Genomic DNA, 19,802 nt, shown 5'->3' with positions numbered 1-19,802 from the left:
GACGCGCGGGAAGGTTACCATGTCTGTTGATCCTCATCCTCTGCTCTGCAAGCGTCAGACCTGCCATTGGACTCGATGTGACTCCAGACCAACTTCTTGGCCTCGCCGATCAGTGCGTGAAGTGCGGTCAGTGCCTGCCCGTCTGCCCGACCTTCGCCAAGCTCGGTAACGAGGCGGACTCGCCCCGCGGGCGCATTTCGCTGATCCAGGGCTGGGCCGGCGGGGCGCTCGCCCTGAGCCCAACCCTGAACGGCCATTTGGATGGCTGCCTGGGCTGCCGCGCCTGCGAGTCGGCCTGCCCGTCTTTGGTGGAGTATGGCCGGCTGGCCGACGGGGCCAAGGCGGCGCGCGCCGCCGCCGGCTCGCCGCTGCGCCGGGGGTGGCTGCGGCTCTGGCTGGGGCTGCTGACGCAATCGCGCCTGACCGAGCGCCTGGCGCGGGTGACCCGGTTCTACCGGCAGCTCGGGTTGGCGCGGCTGGTCGAACGGACCGGGCTGGCCGACTGGCCCGCGCTGCGGCCGCTGCACCGGCTGGCGCGGGCCATTCCGGCGGCGACCGCACCGGTGACCGCGGGCGACCGCGGTGCGGCGGAGCTTCAGATCTTCGTCGGCTGCATGGGCGGGCTGGCCCAGGGACGCGCCATCGCCGCCACCCGCGCCCTGCTGCACCGGCTCGATCTTGCGGTGCGCATCCCGACCACCCCCGCCTGCTGCGGCGCCATCCACCGCCACAACGGCCTGCCGGCGGCTGCGGACCGCCGACGCGACGCCTGTGCCCGACATCCGGAGGACCCGCCGCTGGTGGGACTGGCGAGCGCCTGCGTCGCCGAGTTGCGGGAGGCGGCGGGCACCGGCGACACGCGGGAACTCTGCGACTGGCTCGCGCCGCTGCCGGCGCTGGAGACCCTGGCGTTCCAGCCGCTGCGGCGGCGGGTCCTGGTCCACGAACCCTGCTCCCATCGCTACCTGCTCGGGGGTAACGCCGCGGTCTATCGGCTGTTGCAGCGTATTCCGGAGCTCGAGGTTCAGCCGCTCCCGAACAACCAGACCTGCTGCGGTGCCGCCGGCACCTACCTGATCCAGCAGCCGGCAATGGCCGCGGCACTGCTCGCCGACAAGGTGGCGGCGAGCGCCGCGGCGGGAGCGGACCTGATCGTCACCACCAACCCCGGCTGCGCCCTGCACCTGATCGCCGGTATGCAGGAGGCCGGGCTGGCGATCGAGGTCTGCCATCCGGTCGAGCTGTTGGCGCGGCAACTGATGCCTATTGAACCCGACACCCAGACCGCCCAAACTTGTACATCAGTTCACAGCATCAATCCCGGATGATCTTATGACGACCCGCGACTACACCCCGATCGACCGCCTGATCCTGAGCGCCGACAATGCCCTGCGCACACTCTTCGGCCAACCGCGGACCACTGAGCGACCGAATCCGGCAGCGCCCTTCGAGGACGCGGATCTCGGCGAGCACGAGCGCCGGCATGTGGCACGACTGATGCGCATCAACCACACCGGCGAAGTTTGCGCCCAGGCGCTGTATCAGGGACAGGCGCTGACCGCGCGGCTGCCCGAGACGCGCAAGCGGATGGAACGCTCGGCCCAGGAGGAGAACGACCACCTGGACTGGTGCGCGTCGCGACTCACTGACCTCGGGGATCGCAAGAGCCTGCTGAACCCGCTCTTCTACGCCGGTTCATTCGCCATCGGCGCGGCGGCGGGGCTCGCCGGGGATCGCTGGAGTCTGGGATTCGTCGTCGAGACCGAGCGCCAGGTGGAAGACCATCTGGATGAACACCTGGACCAGGTCCCGGACTACGATGAGCGTACGCGCGCGATCCTGGAGCAGATGAAAGCGGACGAGATTCACCACGCCCAGGTCGCCAAGGCGGCGGGCGGGGCCGAACTGCCGGGGCCGATCCGGGCCGCCATGCGTCTGACCTCGCGGCTGATGACCCGTACGGTGTATTGGGTGTAGTGGCGCGTCGGAAATTAAGTCATACAATGAAAGTCGCGCACCGACCCTGTGGGAGCGGCGTCCCGCCGCGACGGGGCCTCGCGCGCTGCAGTAGCGTTCGAGGTCACCGCGGCACCGCATCGCGGCGGGACGCCGCTCCCACGGGGGATATAGCCTGCGGACGTGATTACCGGAGGTAGGGGCGGGTTTCAAACCCGCCCCTACACGAAAGTCTTTCTGGATATCAGGTGCGAACGGTATATAGCCTTCGGACGTGATTACCGGAGGTAGGGGCGGGTTTCAAACCCGCCCCTATACGAAAGTCTTTCTGGATATCAGGTGCGAACGGTATATCAAGGCACCGGCGGCTCCGCGAAAAAGGCGCGGACCTCGCCGATGTCGCGCGTGCGCGCCATCGGCGGCAGACTGGCCAGAAAGGTGTGGCCGTAGGATTTGCGCAGGAGGCGCGGATCGCACACGACCAGAACGCCCCGATCACTGCTGCCCCGGATCAAACGCCCGGCGCCCTGCTTGAGTGCGATGACCGCCTGCGGGAGCTGATGTTCCGCAAAGGGGTTGCCGCCGCCGCGGCGCAGCGCCTCGATCCGCGCGGCCAGGACCGGATCGCCGGGCGAGGCGAAGGGCAGGCGGTCGATGATGACGCAGGACAGGGCCTGACCAGGCACGTCCACCCCTTCCCAGAAGCTCGCCGTGCCGAGCAGGACCGCGTTGCCCAACTCGCGGAAACGCCGCAGGAGTTCGCCGCGCGGGGCGCTGCCCTGGACCAGGATCGGGTACGGGATGCGGCCGGCGAGTCCGTCGGCCACCTCACGCAAGGCCCGATGGCTGGTGAACAACAGGAAGGCCCGGCCCCGGGTGTACCCCACCAGTTCACAGGCCAGTTCGAGCACCGCGGCGTTGTAGCCCGGATCGGAGGGCTCCGGCAGCCCGCGGGGCACGAACCAGAGCGCTTGACTGGCATAGTCGAAAGGGCTCTCCAACCGTGCGGTACGGGCCTGATCGATGCCCAGTTGCCGGGAAAAATGCGTAAAGCTGTCGCCGACCGCCAGGGTTGCCGAGGTGAAGATCCAAGCGGCCTGGTGGCGGCCGATCTGCTGGCGAAAGACCGCGGCGACGTCCAGGGGGGTCTGGTGCAGGCGAAAGCCGCGGCCCTGCACCTCGAACCAGCGTACCTGTTCGTCGTTCAGGTCCGCCATCAGCACGCCAAGCCGCGTCGCGAGATCCGTGGCCCGTCCCAGACAGGCATCCAGCCCCTTGCCCCGCCCGGCGAGCGACTTCAGCCCCGCGGCCAGCGCGTGCAGACGCCGCGCCAGCGACTCCAGTGCGCGCACCGTCTCCGCATCGGCGGTCAGGTCGTGCCAGGGACCGCGGCGGTCGGCGTCACCCAGGGCCAGGCGCAGGTCTTGCGTGGTCCGGCGCAGGCCCGCGGTGAGTTCGAGCAATTCCGGACAATCACCGGCCTCGCGCTGATATTCGAGGTCGGTATCGCGGACCAGGTCGAGCAGTTGCCGCCCGCTGACCAGCACGCCGAAAAAGCCGGCGGCGATCTCGGGGAGCTGATGCGCCTCGTCCAGGATGAAGCAATCCGCCCCCGGCAGGATCTCGCCGAAGCCCTCGTCCTTGAGCGCGAGATCGGCGCAGAACAGGTGATGATTGACCACCACCAGATCCGCGGCCTGCGCCTCGCGGCGGGCCGCCGCCAGGTGACAGTCCTGCCATTCGGGACAGGTCTGACCCAGACAGTTGTCGCCGGTGGAGGTCACCGCGGGCCAGACCGCAGCGTCCTCGGGGAGCGCGAGTTCGGCGATGTCGCCCCGGCGGGTGGCCTTGGACCAGTCCTGCACCTGACGCAACTGGCTGCGCAGATCCGCATCACGCCGGGTAGGATCATCGACGGCGAGCTTGAGGCGGTGGCGGCAGAGGTAATTGGCGCGCCCTTTGAGCAGCGCCGCTCGCACCGGCAGCCCCAGGGCATCACGCACCTGCGGCAGATCGCGGTGAAAGAGCTGATCCTGGAGGTTGCGGGTGCCGGTCGAGATCAGCACTTTGCGTCCGCACTGGAGCGCCGGCACCAGGTAGGCGAAGGTCTTGCCGGTGCCGGTGCCGGCCTCGCAGATCAGTGTCTCACCCGCTTCCATGACCGCGGCAATGGTCTCGGCCATCGCCTGCTGGGGCGCCCGGTGGGTGAAGCCGGGCAGGCGCTGCGCCAGCAGCCCGTCCGGTCCGAAGATGTGCGCGAGTGAGTTCATCGGCGCGGCGCGCCCTCAGGATGCGGGCGCGCGCTTCATCAATTGCCGCCGGCCTTGCGCTCGGCCTCGGTCGCACCGGCCGTATCACCGGCGCGGCGCTTGGACTCGGCGATGATCCGCCAGTTGTCTTGTTTGACGTTCGGCTGCTTGCCGGCAAAGTCATTGGAGCGTGTCGCAAGCTGTCCGGCCTGAGACACCTGCCCCTGCTCCATGCGCACCCGCGCCAGACGATTCCACAGATAGGGGTCCCGCGGGGCAATCCGCAGCGAGCGTTCCAGGGTCGCGGCGGCACCCGCGTAGTCACCGGTCTGACGCTGCTGTTCGGCCTGGCGCGCCAGCGAATCCGCCGCGGGCGCCAGGCCCGATGCCGGTGCCGGATTCGCCGCGGCCGGGGCCGGCTTGGGCGCGGGCGCCGCCGCGACCGGCGGCGGGCTTGGCGGAGGGGCCGACGGCTTGGGCGGCTTGGGTGCGGGTGTCGCGGCGACCTTAGGGGCTGGGGCCGGGGCCGGCACCGCGGCAACCTTCGGTTTGGGAGCAGCGGTGACCGTTGGCGGCTTGGCCGCCGCGGTGGTCGTCGGCTTAGCCGTGGTGGTCGCGGCCGGCTTCGCGGCAGCGGTGGTTGGCGGCTTGGGCGTGGTGGTCGTGGCCGGCTTGGCCGCCGTGGTGGTTGTCGGCTTGACCGCGGTCGTGGTGGCCGGCTTCGCCGTCGCGGCGGTTGTCGGCTTGACCGCGGTGGTCGTGGCCGGCTTGGCCGCGGTCGTCGCCGCCGGCTTGGCCGGCTTGGCCGGCACCGCCGTGCTGGTCGCGGTCTTGGAGGGCGCTGGTGTGCCGACCGCCGGCTTCGCCGACGCCTGTTGGGCGGCGGACTTTGCGGTCGACGGGGCGGGCTGAGGGGCGGCCGGCGTTTGCGGCTTGGCCGCGCTCGCGGCAACGGCCGTCGGCTTTGGCGTGGGGGTCGCCTCCTGCGCTGACGGGTCCGAGGCCGTCGGTTCTTCCGACTCAGACTCGGTTCCCGGCTCACGATAGGCGTAAACCTTGGTCTCTTTCGGTTTGGGTGCGGCCGGCTTGGGCTGCGGTCGCGGTGTGGGCGCGGCGGCAACCGGCGGTGGCGGAGCGGCCGTTTCAGCCGCGGGTTCGGGCAGACCCGGGGCCGACGCGACCGAGACCACCGGGGCCGGCGGGCCCTCCCGCGGGGGCGTGGCGCAGGCAACCAGCCACAGGGCCGGCAGGCAGAGGCAACAGAGGGTCCGAAATGCGCTGAACATCGACTACAAATCGCTCATAAAGAGGTTTTCACTTGGCGGCTTGGGCTTGGCGACCGGGGTCGGCTTCGGTGCCTTGGTCGGGGCCGGGGCCGGTTCGTCCGGCGCCGACGCATCCGCCGACGCACCGGCAACACGCTTGGAGCCATCGGCCCGCTTGGCCGCCGACTTGGACGCATCGCCGTCGCCGCAACTGCCGGCCGCCGGCCCGCTGCCCGCGATATAGGGCACGCCGGCACGGCCGCAGGCACCGGACAACACCACGCCCTCGGGCGGCGCGTCCTGCAATGGCTCGTTCGGGATGGCCAGCATGAAATCAGACCACACGCGCAAGGCACCGGTGCCGCCGGCCAGCCCCATCGGCTTGTGGTCGTCGCGCCCGACCCAGACCACGGCCACCTTGTCACCGCTGAATCCGGCGAACCAACTATCGCACATGTCGTCGGTGGTGCCGGTCTTGCCGGCCATGGTCAACCCCTTGGGCAGGCGCTCACCCAACCACTTGGCAGTGCCTTGGCGGACGACCTGCTGCATGGCCCAACCGGTCAGATAGGCCGCGCGCGGATCGACGACGGCTTCGATCGCCAGCGGATAGCGGTTGAGGGGACGTCCGTTCGCGTCCATCACCTCGCGGATGGCCCGCAAGGGGGCGCGATAGCCGCCGGCGCCGATGGTCTGGTAGATTTGCGCGACTTCCAGCGGCGACAGGTCGACCGCACCCAGCATGATGGCCGGGACCGCGGTGATACGCCGCTGGGCACCCAGCCGATAGAGGGTCTCGGCGACCTCCTTGACACCGAGACTCATCCCCAGATTGACGGTCGCCAGATTGAGAGAGCTGGCCAGCGCCTGATACAGGGGCACGGGACCATGCACCGAGTGATCATAGTTCTTCGGCGACCAGATCTGGCCGTTGCCGGTCCGCAGACTGTAGGGCGTGTCGGGGATATTGGTGGTCAGGGTGTAGCGCTTCGGGTTCGACAGGGCGGCCAGATAGACCGCCGGCTTGACCAGCGAACCGATGGCGCGGACGGCGTCGAGACCGCGGTTGAAGCCGGCATAGCCGGCCTGACGTCCGCCCGCCAGCGCCAGGACTTCGCCTTGCGCGACCGAGGTGACGACGGCGGCCGTCTCCAGGGTGCCGGCCTTCATGCCGCGGGATTTTTCGAGCTCCCGCAGCCGCTTGGGAATGGCCGCCTCGACCGTCGTCTGGACCAGCGGGTCAAGGGTGGTGAAGATGCGCAACCCCTCGGAGCGCAAATCCTCGTCCCGATAGTCGCGCTGGAGCTGACGCCGCACGAGCTGGATGAAATCCGGATACTCCCCGGCCGGCCGGCCCCCGCCCTCGCGCAGTTCAATCGGCGCCGCCTTGGCCTGCTCGCCCTCGGTGACGGTGATCACCCGGTCGCGCACCATGATATCGATGACCAGGTTGCGGCGTTTGAGCGCGGCGGCGGGGAAACGCCGCGGATCGAGACTGGACGGCGCCTGCACCAGGCCCACCAGCAGAGCGATCTCGGGGATGTTCAACTCATCGAGCGTGCGGTTGAAAAAGAAGCTGCTCGCCAGACCGAATCCATGGACCCCGCGGCTGCCGTCCTGCCCGAGATAGATCTCGTTGGCATAGGCCTCCAGGATGTCATCCTTGCTGTAGCGGTGCTCCAACAGCAACGCCATGTAGGCTTCATTGAGTTTGCGCACCAGGGTGCGGTCGGCCGAGAGATAGAAGTTCTTGACCAACTGTTGGGTCAGAGTGCTCGCGCCCTCGACCACGCCGCCGGCACGCATGTTGCGGTAACCGGCGCGGATGATGCCCCTGGGGTCGACGCCCAGATGGCTGAAGAAGCTGCGATCCTCCACCGCCACCAGCGCCTGCACCAACAGGTCCGGCAGATCCTTGCGGCGGACCAGCACCCGATCTTCATTGTGGGTCGGATAAATGCTGGCGATCAGCACGGCCTCCAGCCGGGCCAGATCGGGCGCCGGCCCGCCGCCCCCATCACCCAGGGCGGACACCTTGCCGTCCGTGAGGTCCACCTCCAGCAGCCGGCTCGGCTCCTCGCCGTCCCAAAAGCGGAAGGCCCGGGTGTGGACCAGGAAGCGATCGGCGGTGCGGATGTAGGTCCCCTCGGCCTCGGCCGCGGTGTCGGTGTCGGTGGCGGGACGATAGTTCAGCCGCATCAGTTCGGCTTGCAGTTGCTCGGCCGTGAGCGGCCGGCTGGCGTAGAGCTCCAGCGGACGGGCGTAGACGCGGGCCGGCAAGGCCCAGCGTTTGCCCTCGAACTTACCGCGCACCACCCGATCCAGATGGACGCCATAGAGCACGCCGGCCAGGCCGACAGCGACCAGGACCAACAACAGCCAGCGCAGGAGAAACCCGCCGATGCTGCGGCGCGGCCGTGGTGAAGGCGCACGACGATAACGGGCGTGAGCGGTTGCTTGATTCATGGCCACGAGTCGGTTCAGGCCCCCTGGCCGGACGGGCGCGGCCCGCGAGAGTTTGAAGTACAGCGCGTGAACATCGGTTCATTTTCTGAGAGTTTCATGTGCTTATAGTCCCATGTGCAGAAGTTGGATACAACCGCGACAGGACCGACGGTCACCTTCGGAGGCGCGCCAAACGGCGCATCGGTCAGGATTTGATGCCGACCCCGCGCCGCAGCAGCGACAGGCTGAACCAACTCAACCCGATGATGAATGCCAGAATGATGCCGAAGGCCCAGCCCAACGGGATGTCGGTGACCCCGTGCAGCCCGTAGCGAAACCCATTGACCATGTAGAGGACGGGATTGGCCAGCGAGACCGCCTGCCAGAAGCCCGGCAGCAGGTCGATGGAGTAGAAGACGCCGCCCAGATAGGTCAGCGGCGTCAGGACGAATGTGGGGACGATGGAGATATCATCAAAACTGTTGGCGTAAATCGCGTTGATGAAACCGCCCAGGGAAAACAGCACCGCGGTCATGCACAGCACCAGCAGCGTGACGGCGGGGCTGTGAATCTCGATGCGCGTAAACATCATGGCGACCAGCATCACCGTCGCCCCCACGGTCAGCCCGCGCGCGACCCCGCCGGCCACGTACCCGGCCAGGATCACCCAGTTCGGGGCGGGCGAGACCAACAGTTCCTCGACATAGCGCGAGAACTTGCTGCTGTAGAAGGACGAGACGACATTGGAGTAGGCGTTGGTGATCACGGCCATCAGCACCAACCCCGGCACGATGAAATCCAGATAGGGCAGCCCGCCCATGGGACCGATGCGCCCCCCGATCAGTTCGCCGAAAATCAGGAAATACAGGGTGGTGGTGATCACCGAGGGTAGTACCGTCTGCACCCAGATCCGGGTGAAACGCCGAAACTCCTTGCCGAAAATGGTCGCGAAGGTGACCCAGTAGCGCCGCCAGGTGCCAGGGCCGCGGGTCACGACGCACCCCGTGCATCGGCATGGTTCTGATCCACCATGTCCAGGAACAAGCGCTCCAGGCGGTTCTGCTTGTTCCGCAGGCTGAGCACCTCGATCCCGTTGCGCGACAGGGCGTCGAAGAGTCCGTTGATCGTATGCTCGCGGTTCATCTCCACCTCCAGGGTGCATTCGTCCACGTGATTGAGCACGAACCCGCCCAGTGACGGCAGTTCAGTGACCCGTCCCTTGAGATTGAGCACGAAGGTTTCGGTGTGCAGGCGCCCCAGCAGGGCCGCGATACTGGTGCGCTCGGCGATCTCACCATCGTTGATGATGGCGATGTTGCGACACAAACTCTCGGCTTCTTCCAGATAGTGGGTGGTCAGGATGATGGTGGTCCCCTGGGCGTTCAGGTCCTTCAGGAAAGCCCACATGGAACGGCGGATCTCGATATCGACCCCGGCGGTCGGCTCGTCCAGGATCAGCAGGCGCGGCTCGTGCACCAGGGCGCGGGCGATCATCAGCCGGCGTTTCATGCCGCCCGACAGTCGACGCATCTCGGTATCGCGCCGCTCCCAGAGATCCAGTTGCCGCAGGTAGCGCTCGGCGCGGACCCGCGCCTCCCGGCGCGGGATGCCGTAATAGCCCGCCTGGTTGACGACCACCTCGCCCGCCGGCAGAAACAGATTGAAGTTGAACTCCTGGGGGACCAGGCCGATGCAGGACTTCACGGCCTCCGGATCCTGGTCCAGGTCGTGTCCGAAGACCCGCACCTGCCCGGAGGTCTTGGTCACCAGGGACGCGATAATGCCGATCAGGGTCGACTTACCCGCACCATTCGGGCCCAGGAGCGCGAAGAAATCGCCCGCATCCACCCGCAGGTCCACCCCCTTGAGGGCCTGGAGTCCGCCGCGGTAGGTCTTGACAAGCGCGGTGACGGCGAGAGCTGGGGGCATTGCAGTGGGTATCGGAGCAGTCATTGGCGGGGATTCTAAACTACCGGCCATGCCGCCGGGTTTCAACCTCGGGATCAGGCCACAGCAATTCCGGGTTTGGGCGGCATCGCGCGATCCTTGCGCGATCCTTGGTGGATGCGGCGCGCGCGACCGCCGTGCCGGGTCCCCGACACCGAGCGGCGCGCCTTATCCACCCTACAGCGGAGCCGGTTTTGTAGGGTGGATAAGCGTAGCGCATCCACCATTAGCCGCGCGGCCGGCACGCTGTTGGCGGCGGCCTGCCCTGGCTGGCCGCGTAAGCGCTAGAATAACGGCATGAGGCGCTTGCCGGAACGGCGCGCCGCCAGCCGTGACTCCAACTGCCGGCAGGGAGCGCGACCTAGCCATTGTCAGGATTTAGGAACAGATGAAGATCCTCGTTTACCGCGGCCTGGATACAGCCGCCATCCCCGGCTTCGAAAAACTCGCAGGCTATCTGCGCGCCGGGGATTTTCGCTCCGCCGAGGTCAAGAAAATCGGCGACAACCTCTACCGCGCCCGCCTGGATCGCAGCAACCGGCTGCTGTTCGCGCTCTACCGGCACGGCGAGGAGCGCTGCGTCCTGATGCTGGAATATATCCACCAGCATGCCTATGAGCACTCGCGCTTTCTCGCCCGCGGCGTGGTCATCGATGAGGAGCGCATCCCGGCGGCCGAGCCCGCGGAGGCCGAGACGGCGCCGGAACTGCCGTACCTCAATCCCCACTCCGACCACGCGATGCCGCGCTTCCACCTGCTCGACAAGGTGCTGTCGTTCGACGACGACCAGGAGGCGATCTACCGCCTGGCCCCACCGCTGATCATCATCGGCTCGGCCGGCAGCGGCAAGACGGCCCTGACCCTGGAGAAAATGAAGGATGCCCGCGGCGATATCCTCTATGTGACCCGCTCGCCCTTCCTCGCTCAGAACGCCCGCGACCTCTATTACGCCAACGGTTACGCGAACGACGACCAGGAGGTGTCCTTCCTGTCCTTCCGCGAGTATCTGGAGAGCATCCAGGTCCCGCCGGGCCGGGAGATGACCCCGCGCGTCTTCGCCGGCTGGGCGCAGCGTCAGCGGCTGCCCAAGGAGGTTGCCGACAGCCATCGGCTGTTCGAAGAGATCCAGGGTGCCATTACCGGTACCACCGCGGACCGGCCCTATCTCGACCGCGCCGACTATCTGGCCCTGGGCGTTCGCCAGTCGATCTATCCGCCGGAGGTCCGGGAGGCGGTCTATGACCTGTTCGAGCGTTATCTGCGCTTCCTCGACGAGGACGGCTGGTTCGATACCAACATCCTGAGCTATGCCTGGCTGGCGCGGGTTGCGCCGTGCTACGACTTCGTGGTGGTGGACGAGGTTCAGGATCTGACCAATGTCCAACTGCTGCTGATTCTCAAGGCGCTGCGCGACCCGCGGGGCTTCCTGCTGTGCGGCGACTCCAACCAGATCGTCCACCCCAACTTTTTCTCCTGGTCCAAGGTCAAGACACTGTTCTGGAACCAGCAGGGGGACGCCGCCCCGGCGGAGCTGATCCGCATCCTCAATACCAACTTCCGCAACTCACCCCAGGTCACGGAAGTCGCCAACCGCCTGCTGCACGTCAAACACGCCCGCTTCGGCTCGGTGGACCGCGAGAGCAACTACCTGGTGGTCAGCCGCGGGCCGCGCCAGGGCCGGGTCGGGTTGCTGGCGGACACCGACGCGGTCAAGCGCGATCTGGATCGGCGCACCGCGGCCTCGGCCCGCTTTGCCATCCTGGTGTTGCACGATGACCAGAAAGCCGAGGTCCGCCGCTTCTTCCGCACCCCCCTGGTCTTTTCCATCCACGAGGCCAAGGGGCTGGAGTATGAGAACGTCCTGCTCTACGGCTTTATCAGCGGGGAGGAAAAGCGCTTTCGCGACATCGCCGCCGACCTGACCACGGCCGATCTGCACGGCGAGTTGCGCTACGCCCGCGGACGCGACAAGGGCGACAAATCGCTGGAGATCTACAAGTTCTACATCAATGCGCTGTACGTGGCCGTCACGCGGGCGGTGCGCAATCTCTACCTGATCGAAGCGCGTCCCAACCAACCCCTGCTCACCCTGCTCGGCCTCACGGAGGTACACCAGAAAGTCGATGATGTCGAGGAGCAGCGTTCGAGCCTGGAGGAATGGCGGCGCGAGGCGCATCGGCTGGAACTCCAGGGCAAGGACGAGCAGGCGGCGGAGATCCGCAACCAGATCCTCAAGCAGCAGCAGGTGCCCTGGACCGTCCTGCGCGGCGAGGCGCTCAGTACACTGCGCGAACAGGCGCTGGTGAAGGGCGACAAAAAGGCGCGCATCGCGCTCATGGAATACGCGCTGGTCTATCGCGACCAGCGTCTGCTCAACACACTGAATCAGGCCGGACTCCAGGCTGCCCGTCATCCGGACAAGGCGTGGCCGACCCTGGAGAAGAAGTATTACCTGCTCTATGGCCTGAAGAACCCCGGCGGTGTCCTGCGCGAGGCGGACAAGTACGGGGTCGACTTCCGCAACTGTTTCGGTCAGACCCCGCTGATGATCGCCAGCCGCACCGGCAACGCGGATCTGATCGAGCAACTGCTGGCGCGTGATGCGGACCTGAATCTCATCGACGGCAACGGGCTCAATGCCTTCCAGATCGCCCTGGACCGCGCCTGCGCGGACGAGCGCTTCGCCCGCGCCCGTCTGCCGGCGGTGTTCGAGCGGCTGGCCCCGGCCAGCATCGATATCCAGGTGGACGGTCGGTTGGTGAAGCTCGACCGCCGACTGATGGAATACCTCATGCTCAGTATCGCCCTGGTCCTGTTCTATCAGCGGCTCGGTGAAAACTGGGTCTCGCGTCGTAAACTTCTCACGGCGGTCGATTTCGCCGAGGTGCTCGATCACTTCCCGGAATCCGTCGTCCCGGCACGACGCAAGAAGCGGCCCTACGTGTCTTCCATCCTGTCCAAGAACGAGGCGAGCCGGGAGGGCCCCTACAACCGCAAGTTGTTCACGCGACTGCAACATGGTCAATACCTGATCAACCCCCGGATGGCCTTGCGGGTGGAGGGTAACTGGCGCGGCATCTACGACTTGCTGGTGCCGGATCGGCTGGGTGTGGCCCTGCGTGAGCTGGAGCCCTGGATGCACCACGACTGGAACCCCAACACCTATCGGGAGACGGCGATCGAGCAGTTGCGCACCATGATCGAGCGCCTGGCCCAGTCGGAGGGCAAGGAAGCGGTTCCCTGAACCCGCCGGGCCCAGCCGTGCGACACTGGACGCGCGCCCGGCACGACCCGACCGAAACGCTGTCGAACCCAATGCCCGGCAATGACAAGCGACCGGCTTCCCGTGGGAGCAACACGATGTACAAGACACAGACGACCACCCTCATTGGTGCGGCCCTGGCGGCGGCCCTGGCGGCCCAACCCGCCCGAGGGGACCTGAAACTGGCAACCCAACGCGGTTGTACCGGATGTCACAATGTCGACATCAAAATTCTGGGGCCGGCTTACAAAGACGTGGCCAGGAAGTATCAGGGCGACAACTCCGCGCTGGAGCGGTTGGTAGCCAAGGTGAAGACCGGCGGGTCCGGGACCTGGGGCGCGGCACGGATGCCGCCCCATCCCAAGCTCAGCGACGAACAGATCAAAGAGCTCGTCAGTTGGATTCTGGGTCTCGAGGCGATGCGGCGCTGACCGGCCGGTCTTGATCATCGCCCGGACCGGCGATGGCGTTCAAAATTTTGTCACACAACCGCACTGCGGGGCTTCACGCGGGGGCCGCTCGCGCGTTACCGTGCGCAACCCGGCGTAGCGGCCCGGCTCGGGTAATCGAGACACACGGACCTTGCAGGTGATCAGTCATGGCGAAAAAGCAGACCACATCCAAGAAGACTGCCGCCCCGGCCACGGCCGGGGTCAGCCCACCAACCGGCGCGACGACGCCGGCGCGCGAGGCCGACGCGGCCGCGGCGCCCCCGGCCGCGACGGCGGCGGTCGTCGCGCCGCCTGAACCGCTGACCCAGGCCGCACCGGCCCTTCAGGCGCCGGTCACCGGTGCCAAGGGAACGGCCGATAAGCCAACGACGGCGGCCACCAAGACCGCCACGCCGACACCGACCCTCGCCGCTGAGGCTCCGCCCGCCACGCCGGCACCGGCCATTGCCGCTGAGGTTATGTCCGCCAGGCCGGCACCGGCCGTTGCCGCTGAGGCTCAGTCCGCCACGGCTTCCGCGGGCCAATCCGCGGAAACCGCGACGCCGACCGCGGTGATGACGGGCGTCCAGGCCAAGGCCGCGGACCGGCGCACGCCGCAGATCCCCGCCGCGGCACCCCCGACCCCGCTGCCGGACGCCGCCCCGGCGGCATCGACCGCCGCGGACGAGGCGCCGCCGACAACAGCGCAAGCCCGGACACCAATCGAACCGCCGGAGCCGATCGCCGAACCGATGGCCCCCAGCGCGGCGGAGCATCCGGTCTTCGCGGCGACGCCCGCGGTCGCGGCGGCCCCGAGTCCCGAACACCCACCGGCCCAGCGGGCACAGCGACCCAGCCTGTTCATCGTCCACATCTCCCCGGAAATGGCCCCGGTGGCGAAGGTCGGCGGATTGGCTGATGTGGTCTTCGGCATTACCAGGGAGCACGCGATCCGCGGCAACCATGTCGAGATCATCCTGCCCAAGTACAACAACCTGCGCTACGACCAGATCTTCGAACTCCATGAAGTATACAAGGACCTGTGGGTACCCTGGTATGCGGGTACGATCCATTGCACCGTGTTCTTCGGCTTCGTGCATGGGCGCAAGTGTTTCTTCATCGAGCCGCACTCCCAGGAGAACTTCTTCAACCGCGGCAACATCTACGGCTTTGCGGATGATGTGCTGCGCTTCGCCTTCTTCTCCCGCGCGGCGATTGAATTTCTATGGAAGGCCGGCAAGCATCCGGACATCATTCACTGTCACGACTGGCAAAGCGCGCTGGTCCCGGTCTTTCTGTACGAGGTCTATCAACAGCTCGGCATGACCCATCCGCGGGCCTGCCTGACCATTCACAATTTCATGCATCAGGGACTCACCGGAATCGAACTGTTGCGCGCCACCGGACTGCATCGGCCGGACTATTTCCTCGATTGGCTGCGCATGGGCGACAACAATCATAAGAACGCGCTCAATCTGCTCAAGGCCGGTATCGTCTATTCGAATTTCGTCACCACCGTGTCGCCGCGTTATGCCTTCGAGACCAAGGACCAGGGGCAGGGCTTCGGTCTGGAGCCGACGCTGCATGTTCATCATATGAAATACGGCGGCGTCCTCAACGGCATCGATTACGATGTCTGGAACCCGGAAGTCGATCACGAAATCCCGGCACGCTACGGGGTCGACAATCTCGATGCCAAATACGATAACAAACGCGCCCTGCGTCACCGGCTGATGCTGGCGGACAACGACAAGCCGATCGTCGCCTTCATCGGCCGGCTGGACCCGCAGAAAGGGCTGGGGCTGGTCCGGCACGCCATCTTCTATTCACTGGAGCGCGGCGCTCAGTTCGTGCTGCTGGGCTCCAGCCCGGACCGGTCCATCAATGACGATTTCTGGGGCTTGAAGCGCATGCTCAACGACAGTCCGGACTGTCATCTGGAGATCGGTTTCGATGAAGGGCTGGCGCACCTGATCTATGCCGGTGCCGATATGATGTTGGTGCCCAGCCAATTCGAGCCCTGCGGCCTGACCCAGCTCATCGCGCTGCGCTACGGCACGGTACCGGTGGTGCGTACCGTCGGCGGCCTGGCCGACACCGTCTTCGATAAAGACCACTCCGACCGCCCGCTGCACCAACGCAACGGCTACCGTTTCGATCACTATGACGGCCCCGGACTGGAATCCGCCTTGGGGCGCGCCATCGATTGTTATTATGAGTACCCGCAGGATTTTCGCTCGCTGATGATGAACGGCATGCGTGCGGACTATTCGTGGAACCAGCCGGGCGAGGATTATCTGAACATTTACGATTTCATCCGCGCACGCTGAGGAACGGTTCGGCCTTGATCGTAATCCCGGCCAGCGGCCTGCGTAGTCAGGGCTTCCAGCCCTGACGGTGTCAGGCCAGGATGGCCTGACGACGCACCCGGCGAGCCCAAAAGCCGCGAACGGTCCGCACAGCGGACCCTACGGTGACACCGTAATCTGTAGGGTCCGCTGTGCGGACCGACGACCGTGCAGATCGCGCGGTGGCCGGGTTTATGACCAAGGCCCGGCGCGACACAACAGAAAAGACATCACCAATAACGAGGACACGCATGAAAATCTATAATCTTTTCCCCCTGCTCGCCGGGCCTTTCGATACCTGGGGACCGCATCTGACGCGCGCCGCGGCCATGGGCTTCGATTGGGTGTTCGTCAACCCGATTCAGAAGCTCGGACGCTCGGGCAGTCTGTATTCGATTGCCGACTATTTCGCCATCAATCCGGTTCTGCTGCGGCCCGGTTCCACACGAACCGCGGACGATCAGGTCCGCGCCATGGCCGCGACCGCCGGGGACCTTGGCGTATCACTGATGATCGACCTGGTGATCAATCACTGCGCCGAGGATAGCCCGCTGGTCACCACGCACCCTGAATGGTTCCAGCACGAGCATGGACGCGTCGCCCACCCGTTCTGCATCGAGGACAACGGCACCAAGGTGGTCTGGCGCGATCTGGCGCAGCTCGATCACCAGCAGGCGCTGCAACATCCGGACGCCCCTGATGGACAACTCGCGTATTACGTGAAGATCGTTGAACACCTGATCGGGCTGGGCTTTCGCGGATTTCGCTGCGACGCCGCCTATCAGATCCCGACCGAGATCTGGCGGCGGCTCATCGAGCGCATCCGCAAGAGTCACCCCGACACCGTCTTCGTCGCCGAGACCCTGGGCTGCACGCCGGCACAAACCCGCGACACCGCCTCGGCCGGCTTCGACGCCATCTTCAACAGTGCCAAATGGTGGGACTTCCACGGCAACTGGCTGCTCGAACAATATGAGTCGACCCGCAACATCGCCCCCTCCATCGGTTTCCCCGAGAGCCACGACACCCGGCGCATGTTCGAGGAATTCGAGGGCAACATCGACGCTCTGCGGCAGCGCTATCTGTTCACCGCCATGTTTGCCAGTGGCGTCATGATCCCGATGGGATTCGAATTCGGCTTTCGCAAACGGCTCGACGTGGTGACCACGGTCCCCAACGACTGGGAAGAGCCCAATATCGATATCACCGGTTTTATTGCGCAGGTCAATGCGATCAAGGACCAGACGCCCACCTTCTGCGGTGAAGGCCGGATCGACCGGCTGGATTACCCGGACCCGGCCATTCTGGTATTGCGTAAACACGCGGTCAATGGCCCCGACCAAGCCCTGCTGGTGCTGAACAAGGACCCCTGGAATCGCCAACGCTTCTATGTCGACGACCTGCGTCACCTGATCCAGTCCCCGGAGCCACTGCGCGACCTCTCCCCGGACTGGCCGATGGCTGAGTTGCCGGCCCCATTCGAGTTCTGGCTCGGCCCCGGCATGGCGCGGGTTTTGGTCGCCGGCCAGCAGCAAGCCCCAGCGTTGCACCCGACGCAGGTCCTTTGATTCAGGACGCCGGCGCAACGCCGATCGCCACCTGAGTCGGTCACCCCCGGCGACGCCGGGGGTGCGTTCATCGACTGAAATCGCCGCAGGATCCATCCGGCCCGAGGATCAGCGAACAAGATGTATGGTGGATATTTCACCACGTCGCGGTTAATATTCGACCATGTACAGGCGCAACTGCGAGCCGGAACTGACCGCCGCTCTGGCCGACACGCCGGTCGTGCTCCTGAACGGCGCACGCCAGACGGGCAAGAGCACCCTGGTGACCACCCTGACCACCGCCGCGGCGACCGGAGTTGCGGCGACCCTGGTTACCCTAGATGATGCCACCGCCCTGGCGGCGGCCACGAACGATCCCCAGGGATTCATCGCCGGACTCGGTCCCTTGGCTGTGATCGATGAAGTCCAGAAAGCCCCTGGACTGTTCCCCGCCATCAAGCTCTCAGTCGATCGGGACCGCCGACCCGGGCGCTTCCTGCTGACCGGTTCGGCCAATGTCCTGATGCTGCCTCGCCTGTCGGAGTCCCTGGCCGGACGCATGGAGATTCTGACCCTGGAGCCGCTGTCACAAGGCGAACTCCACGGACACCGCGAGTCCCTGATCGACGCCGCGTTTGCCGGGACATTGCCGCCACTGACTCCGGCCGTTGCAGCGGACCTGAAAGACATCGTCATCGCCGGCGGTTACCCCGAGGCATTGAGTCGGGCACCAGGCCGCCGTCGTGATGCCTGGTTTGCCGCCTATGTCACCGCGCTGCTGCAACGCGACGTCCGTGACCTGGCAAACATCGAGGGGCTGACCGACATGCCGCGGTTGTTGACACTCCTGGCCGGACGCATCGGCAGCCTGCTCAATATGTCCGAGTTGTCCCGTGGTACGACTATCCCGCAGACGACACTCAAGCGCTATCTCACCCTTCTGGAGGCGACCTTCCTTTTCCGCCCCCTCCCCGCCTGGTCGGCCAACCTCGGTAAGCGACTGATCAAGTCCCCCAAGGTCCACCTGATCGACTCCGGTCTCGCTGCGCACCTCGCCGGACACACCGCCGACTCATTGACCCGCAACCCCGTCCATTTCGGCGGCCTGCTGGAGACCTTCGTGATCGGCGAGATTCGCAAGCAGGCGGCCTGGTCCGCGACCCGGACGCGGTTGTATCACTATCGAACAATCACCGGGCGCGAAGTGGATCTGGTGTTGGAGGACGCGGCCGGTCGACTCGTCGGTATCGAGGTCAAGGCAGCAGCTTCGGTCTCAGCCAAAGACTTCGCCGGTTTGGACGCCTTGGCGGAAGACAGCGGCGGTCGGCTGAGCGCCGGCATCTGCTTCTATACGGGCGAGCAGGTCGTCTCTTTCGGCCGCAGTCGATACGCACTCCCAGTCAGTGCGTTGTGGCGATTCATAGAGCCTTAGAACCTGATATCCTCAAAGTAGCCTGACCAATCGCCCATATTGATCTCCTGTTTTCGCTTACGATCCCGCTAAAGCGGCGCCCGCCGCACAGAAACTTGCGGATACAGACGAACCCTCGTGGCGGGCGCTCGCTTTTGAGCGGAGCGCGACTCAATGAGAACTTGCCTGCTCACCACGGCGAAGACGCGAGATCTTTTCGGGTCGCGCCCGGATGGGTGTGCCACCCGGTAGAGATCGCCCCTAATCAAGGCAGCACCTGGTAACCCAATACATCCTCTGCTTCGCGATTTAATTCGTCCGCGTTCCGGTTGAGTATGTCAAGCTCTGACTCTGCTGCACTGTGGGCAGAGAAATACGCTCGGAAAATACGCTCGACAAGCTCTACCCGGTGTTCCGGATGAGGTGCGCGCCGATAGAACTCGCTCGCAATTTCATCTGGCATTTCGATTTGTACGCTAGTCATTGCAATTCCCCAATCGGGTGTATCATCGTAGAAAAAGTAGCAACCTAGTCGAAGGGTTCTGACCCTTTTAGATACCCGGCGCGGTGGACTTTCGTGGGAATCTATGAGCTTACCACTTTTCTATCCAAGATGATGATCCTGATCCACAAGGAGACATTTGCGCTGCGGCGTTTTTTCCCGGACGCGCCGGGACCGGGGTCGGCGCCAGACGGGCTGACGCACAGTCATTTCCTGGTGCGCACCGACGCAATCTGCTCATGAAGGGTCTCGGCCAGCGCTACGTACAGCACGTCAACCGCGCCTACCGACGCAGCGGGACACTCTTCGAGGGCCGCTTCCGCTCGTCGGTCATCGAGGCCGACAGCTACCTCCTCGCCTGCCAACGCTACATCGAGCTCAATCCGGTGCGGGCGCATATGGTGCACGCGCCGGGAGACTACCCGTGGTCGAGCTACCG

General features: G+C 65.8%; 16 protein-coding genes. 10 read left to right on the top strand and 6 right to left on the bottom strand.

Annotated features, from left to right (window positions below):
* Nucleotides 1–77: 77 nt before the first annotated feature.
* Both A39O_RS0118325 and coq7 read left to right on the top strand, forming a co-directional pair.
* The gene (locus A39O_RS0118325; protein ID WP_245561925.1) at nucleotides 78–1,328 is read left to right on the top strand and encodes a (Fe-S)-binding protein; all 1,251 of its coding nucleotides are present in this window, start codon (nucleotides 78–80) and stop codon (nucleotides 1,326–1,328) included.
* 4 nt (nucleotides 1,329–1,332) lie between these two features.
* The gene (coq7, locus tag A39O_RS0118320) at nucleotides 1,333–1,977 is read left to right on the top strand and encodes a 2-polyprenyl-3-methyl-6-methoxy-1,4-benzoquinone monooxygenase (protein WP_020506121.1); all 645 of its coding nucleotides are present in this window, start codon (nucleotides 1,333–1,335) and stop codon (nucleotides 1,975–1,977) included.
* A 332-nt stretch (nucleotides 1,978–2,309) separates the two neighbouring features.
* Here the strand turns inward: coq7 and A39O_RS0118315 are convergent, their stop codons facing one another.
* Together A39O_RS0118315 and A39O_RS42755 are read right to left on the bottom strand one after the other, a co-directional pair.
* A complete protein-coding gene (locus A39O_RS0118315) occupies nucleotides 2,310–4,226 on the bottom strand; it encodes an ATP-dependent DNA helicase (protein WP_020506120.1) in 1,917 nt (638 codons plus the stop codon).
* A 38-nt stretch (nucleotides 4,227–4,264) separates the two neighbouring features.
* Complete coding sequence (locus A39O_RS42755) at nucleotides 4,265–4,738, bottom strand: tetratricopeptide repeat protein (RefSeq protein WP_020506119.1); 474 nt, start codon at nucleotides 4,736–4,738, stop codon at nucleotides 4,265–4,267.
* 28 nt (nucleotides 4,739–4,766) lie between these two features.
* Here A39O_RS42755 and A39O_RS42750 point away from each other — a divergent pair, with 28 nt between their 5' ends.
* Nucleotides 4,767–5,117, top strand: a complete 351-nt coding sequence (locus A39O_RS42750; RefSeq protein ID WP_020506118.1) for a hypothetical protein — start codon at nucleotides 4,767–4,769, stop codon at nucleotides 5,115–5,117.
* 377 nt (nucleotides 5,118–5,494) lie between these two features.
* On the opposite strand, the gene mrcB is transcribed toward A39O_RS42750, so the two are convergent.
* The 3 genes from mrcB to A39O_RS0118295 all read right to left on the bottom strand — a co-directional run bounded on the left by mrcB (nucleotide 5,495) and on the right by A39O_RS0118295 (nucleotide 9,844).
* Complete coding sequence (gene mrcB / locus A39O_RS0118305) at nucleotides 5,495–7,936, bottom strand: penicillin-binding protein 1B (RefSeq protein ID WP_020506117.1); 2,442 nt, start codon at nucleotides 7,934–7,936, stop codon at nucleotides 5,495–5,497.
* A gap of 184 nt (nucleotides 7,937–8,120) precedes the next feature.
* Nucleotides 8,121–8,909 carry an ABC transporter permease gene (locus A39O_RS0118300; RefSeq protein ID WP_020506116.1) on the bottom strand — a complete coding sequence of 263 codons (789 nt, stop codon included), beginning with the start codon at nucleotides 8,907–8,909 and terminating at the stop codon, nucleotides 8,121–8,123.
* Nucleotides 8,906–9,844 (bottom strand): ABC transporter ATP-binding protein, encoded by a 939-nt coding sequence (locus A39O_RS0118295; RefSeq protein WP_020506115.1) that lies wholly within the window; start codon nucleotides 9,842–9,844, stop codon nucleotides 8,906–8,908. The genes A39O_RS0118300 and A39O_RS0118295 overlap by 4 nt, the downstream gene beginning before the upstream one ends.
* A 406-nt stretch (nucleotides 9,845–10,250) precedes the next feature.
* Here A39O_RS0118295 and A39O_RS0118290 point away from each other — a divergent pair, with 406 nt between their 5' ends.
* The 5 genes from A39O_RS0118290 to A39O_RS0118270 all read left to right on the top strand — a co-directional run bounded on the left by A39O_RS0118290 (nucleotide 10,251) and on the right by A39O_RS0118270 (nucleotide 18,882).
* Nucleotides 10,251–13,106: an ankyrin repeat domain-containing protein gene (locus A39O_RS0118290; protein ID WP_020506114.1), complete on the top strand. Its 2,856-nt coding sequence runs from the start codon at nucleotides 10,251–10,253 to the stop codon at nucleotides 13,104–13,106.
* Nucleotides 13,107–13,222: 116 nt separating this feature from the next.
* Nucleotides 13,223–13,555: a c-type cytochrome gene (locus A39O_RS0118285; protein ID WP_020506113.1), complete on the top strand. Its 333-nt coding sequence runs from the start codon at nucleotides 13,223–13,225 to the stop codon at nucleotides 13,553–13,555.
* 167 nt (nucleotides 13,556–13,722) lie between these two features.
* Complete coding sequence (locus A39O_RS0118280) at nucleotides 13,723–15,885, top strand: glycogen synthase (RefSeq protein ID WP_020506112.1); 2,163 nt, start codon at nucleotides 13,723–13,725, stop codon at nucleotides 15,883–15,885.
* A 269-nt stretch (nucleotides 15,886–16,154) separates the two neighbouring features.
* On the top strand, nucleotides 16,155–17,471 hold the full coding sequence (locus A39O_RS0118275; RefSeq protein ID WP_020506111.1) for an alpha-amylase family glycosyl hydrolase: 1,317 nt from the start codon (nucleotides 16,155–16,157) through the stop codon (nucleotides 17,469–17,471).
* 163 nt (nucleotides 17,472–17,634) lie between these two features.
* The gene (locus A39O_RS0118270) at nucleotides 17,635–18,882 is read left to right on the top strand and encodes an ATP-binding protein (RefSeq protein WP_020506110.1); all 1,248 of its coding nucleotides are present in this window, start codon (nucleotides 17,635–17,637) and stop codon (nucleotides 18,880–18,882) included.
* 244 nt (nucleotides 18,883–19,126) lie between these two features.
* On the opposite strand, the gene A39O_RS40945 is transcribed toward A39O_RS0118270, so the two are convergent.
* Nucleotides 19,127–19,345 carry a hypothetical protein gene (locus A39O_RS40945; protein WP_157640247.1) on the bottom strand — a complete coding sequence of 73 codons (219 nt, stop codon included), beginning with the start codon at nucleotides 19,343–19,345 and terminating at the stop codon, nucleotides 19,127–19,129.
* Nucleotides 19,346–19,474: 129 nt separating this feature from the next.
* On the opposite strand from A39O_RS40945, the gene A39O_RS43200 reads away from it, so the two are divergent.
* Nucleotides 19,475–19,606, top strand: a complete 132-nt coding sequence (locus tag A39O_RS43200; RefSeq protein ID WP_020506109.1) for a hypothetical protein — start codon at nucleotides 19,475–19,477, stop codon at nucleotides 19,604–19,606.
* Nucleotides 19,603–19,802 (top strand): hypothetical protein (locus tag A39O_RS34100; protein WP_020506108.1); only part of this gene is annotated, 200 nt, incomplete at its 3' end. The genes A39O_RS43200 and A39O_RS34100, both read left to right, overlap by 4 nt.

Source organism: Lamprocystis purpurea DSM 4197, assembly GCF_000379525.1.
GTDB classification, from domain to species: Bacteria; Pseudomonadota; Gammaproteobacteria; order Chromatiales; family Chromatiaceae; genus Thiodictyon; species Thiodictyon purpureum.
Note: the sequence above shows the minus strand (reverse complement) of the source record. Positions and strands in the feature narration are given on the sequence as shown.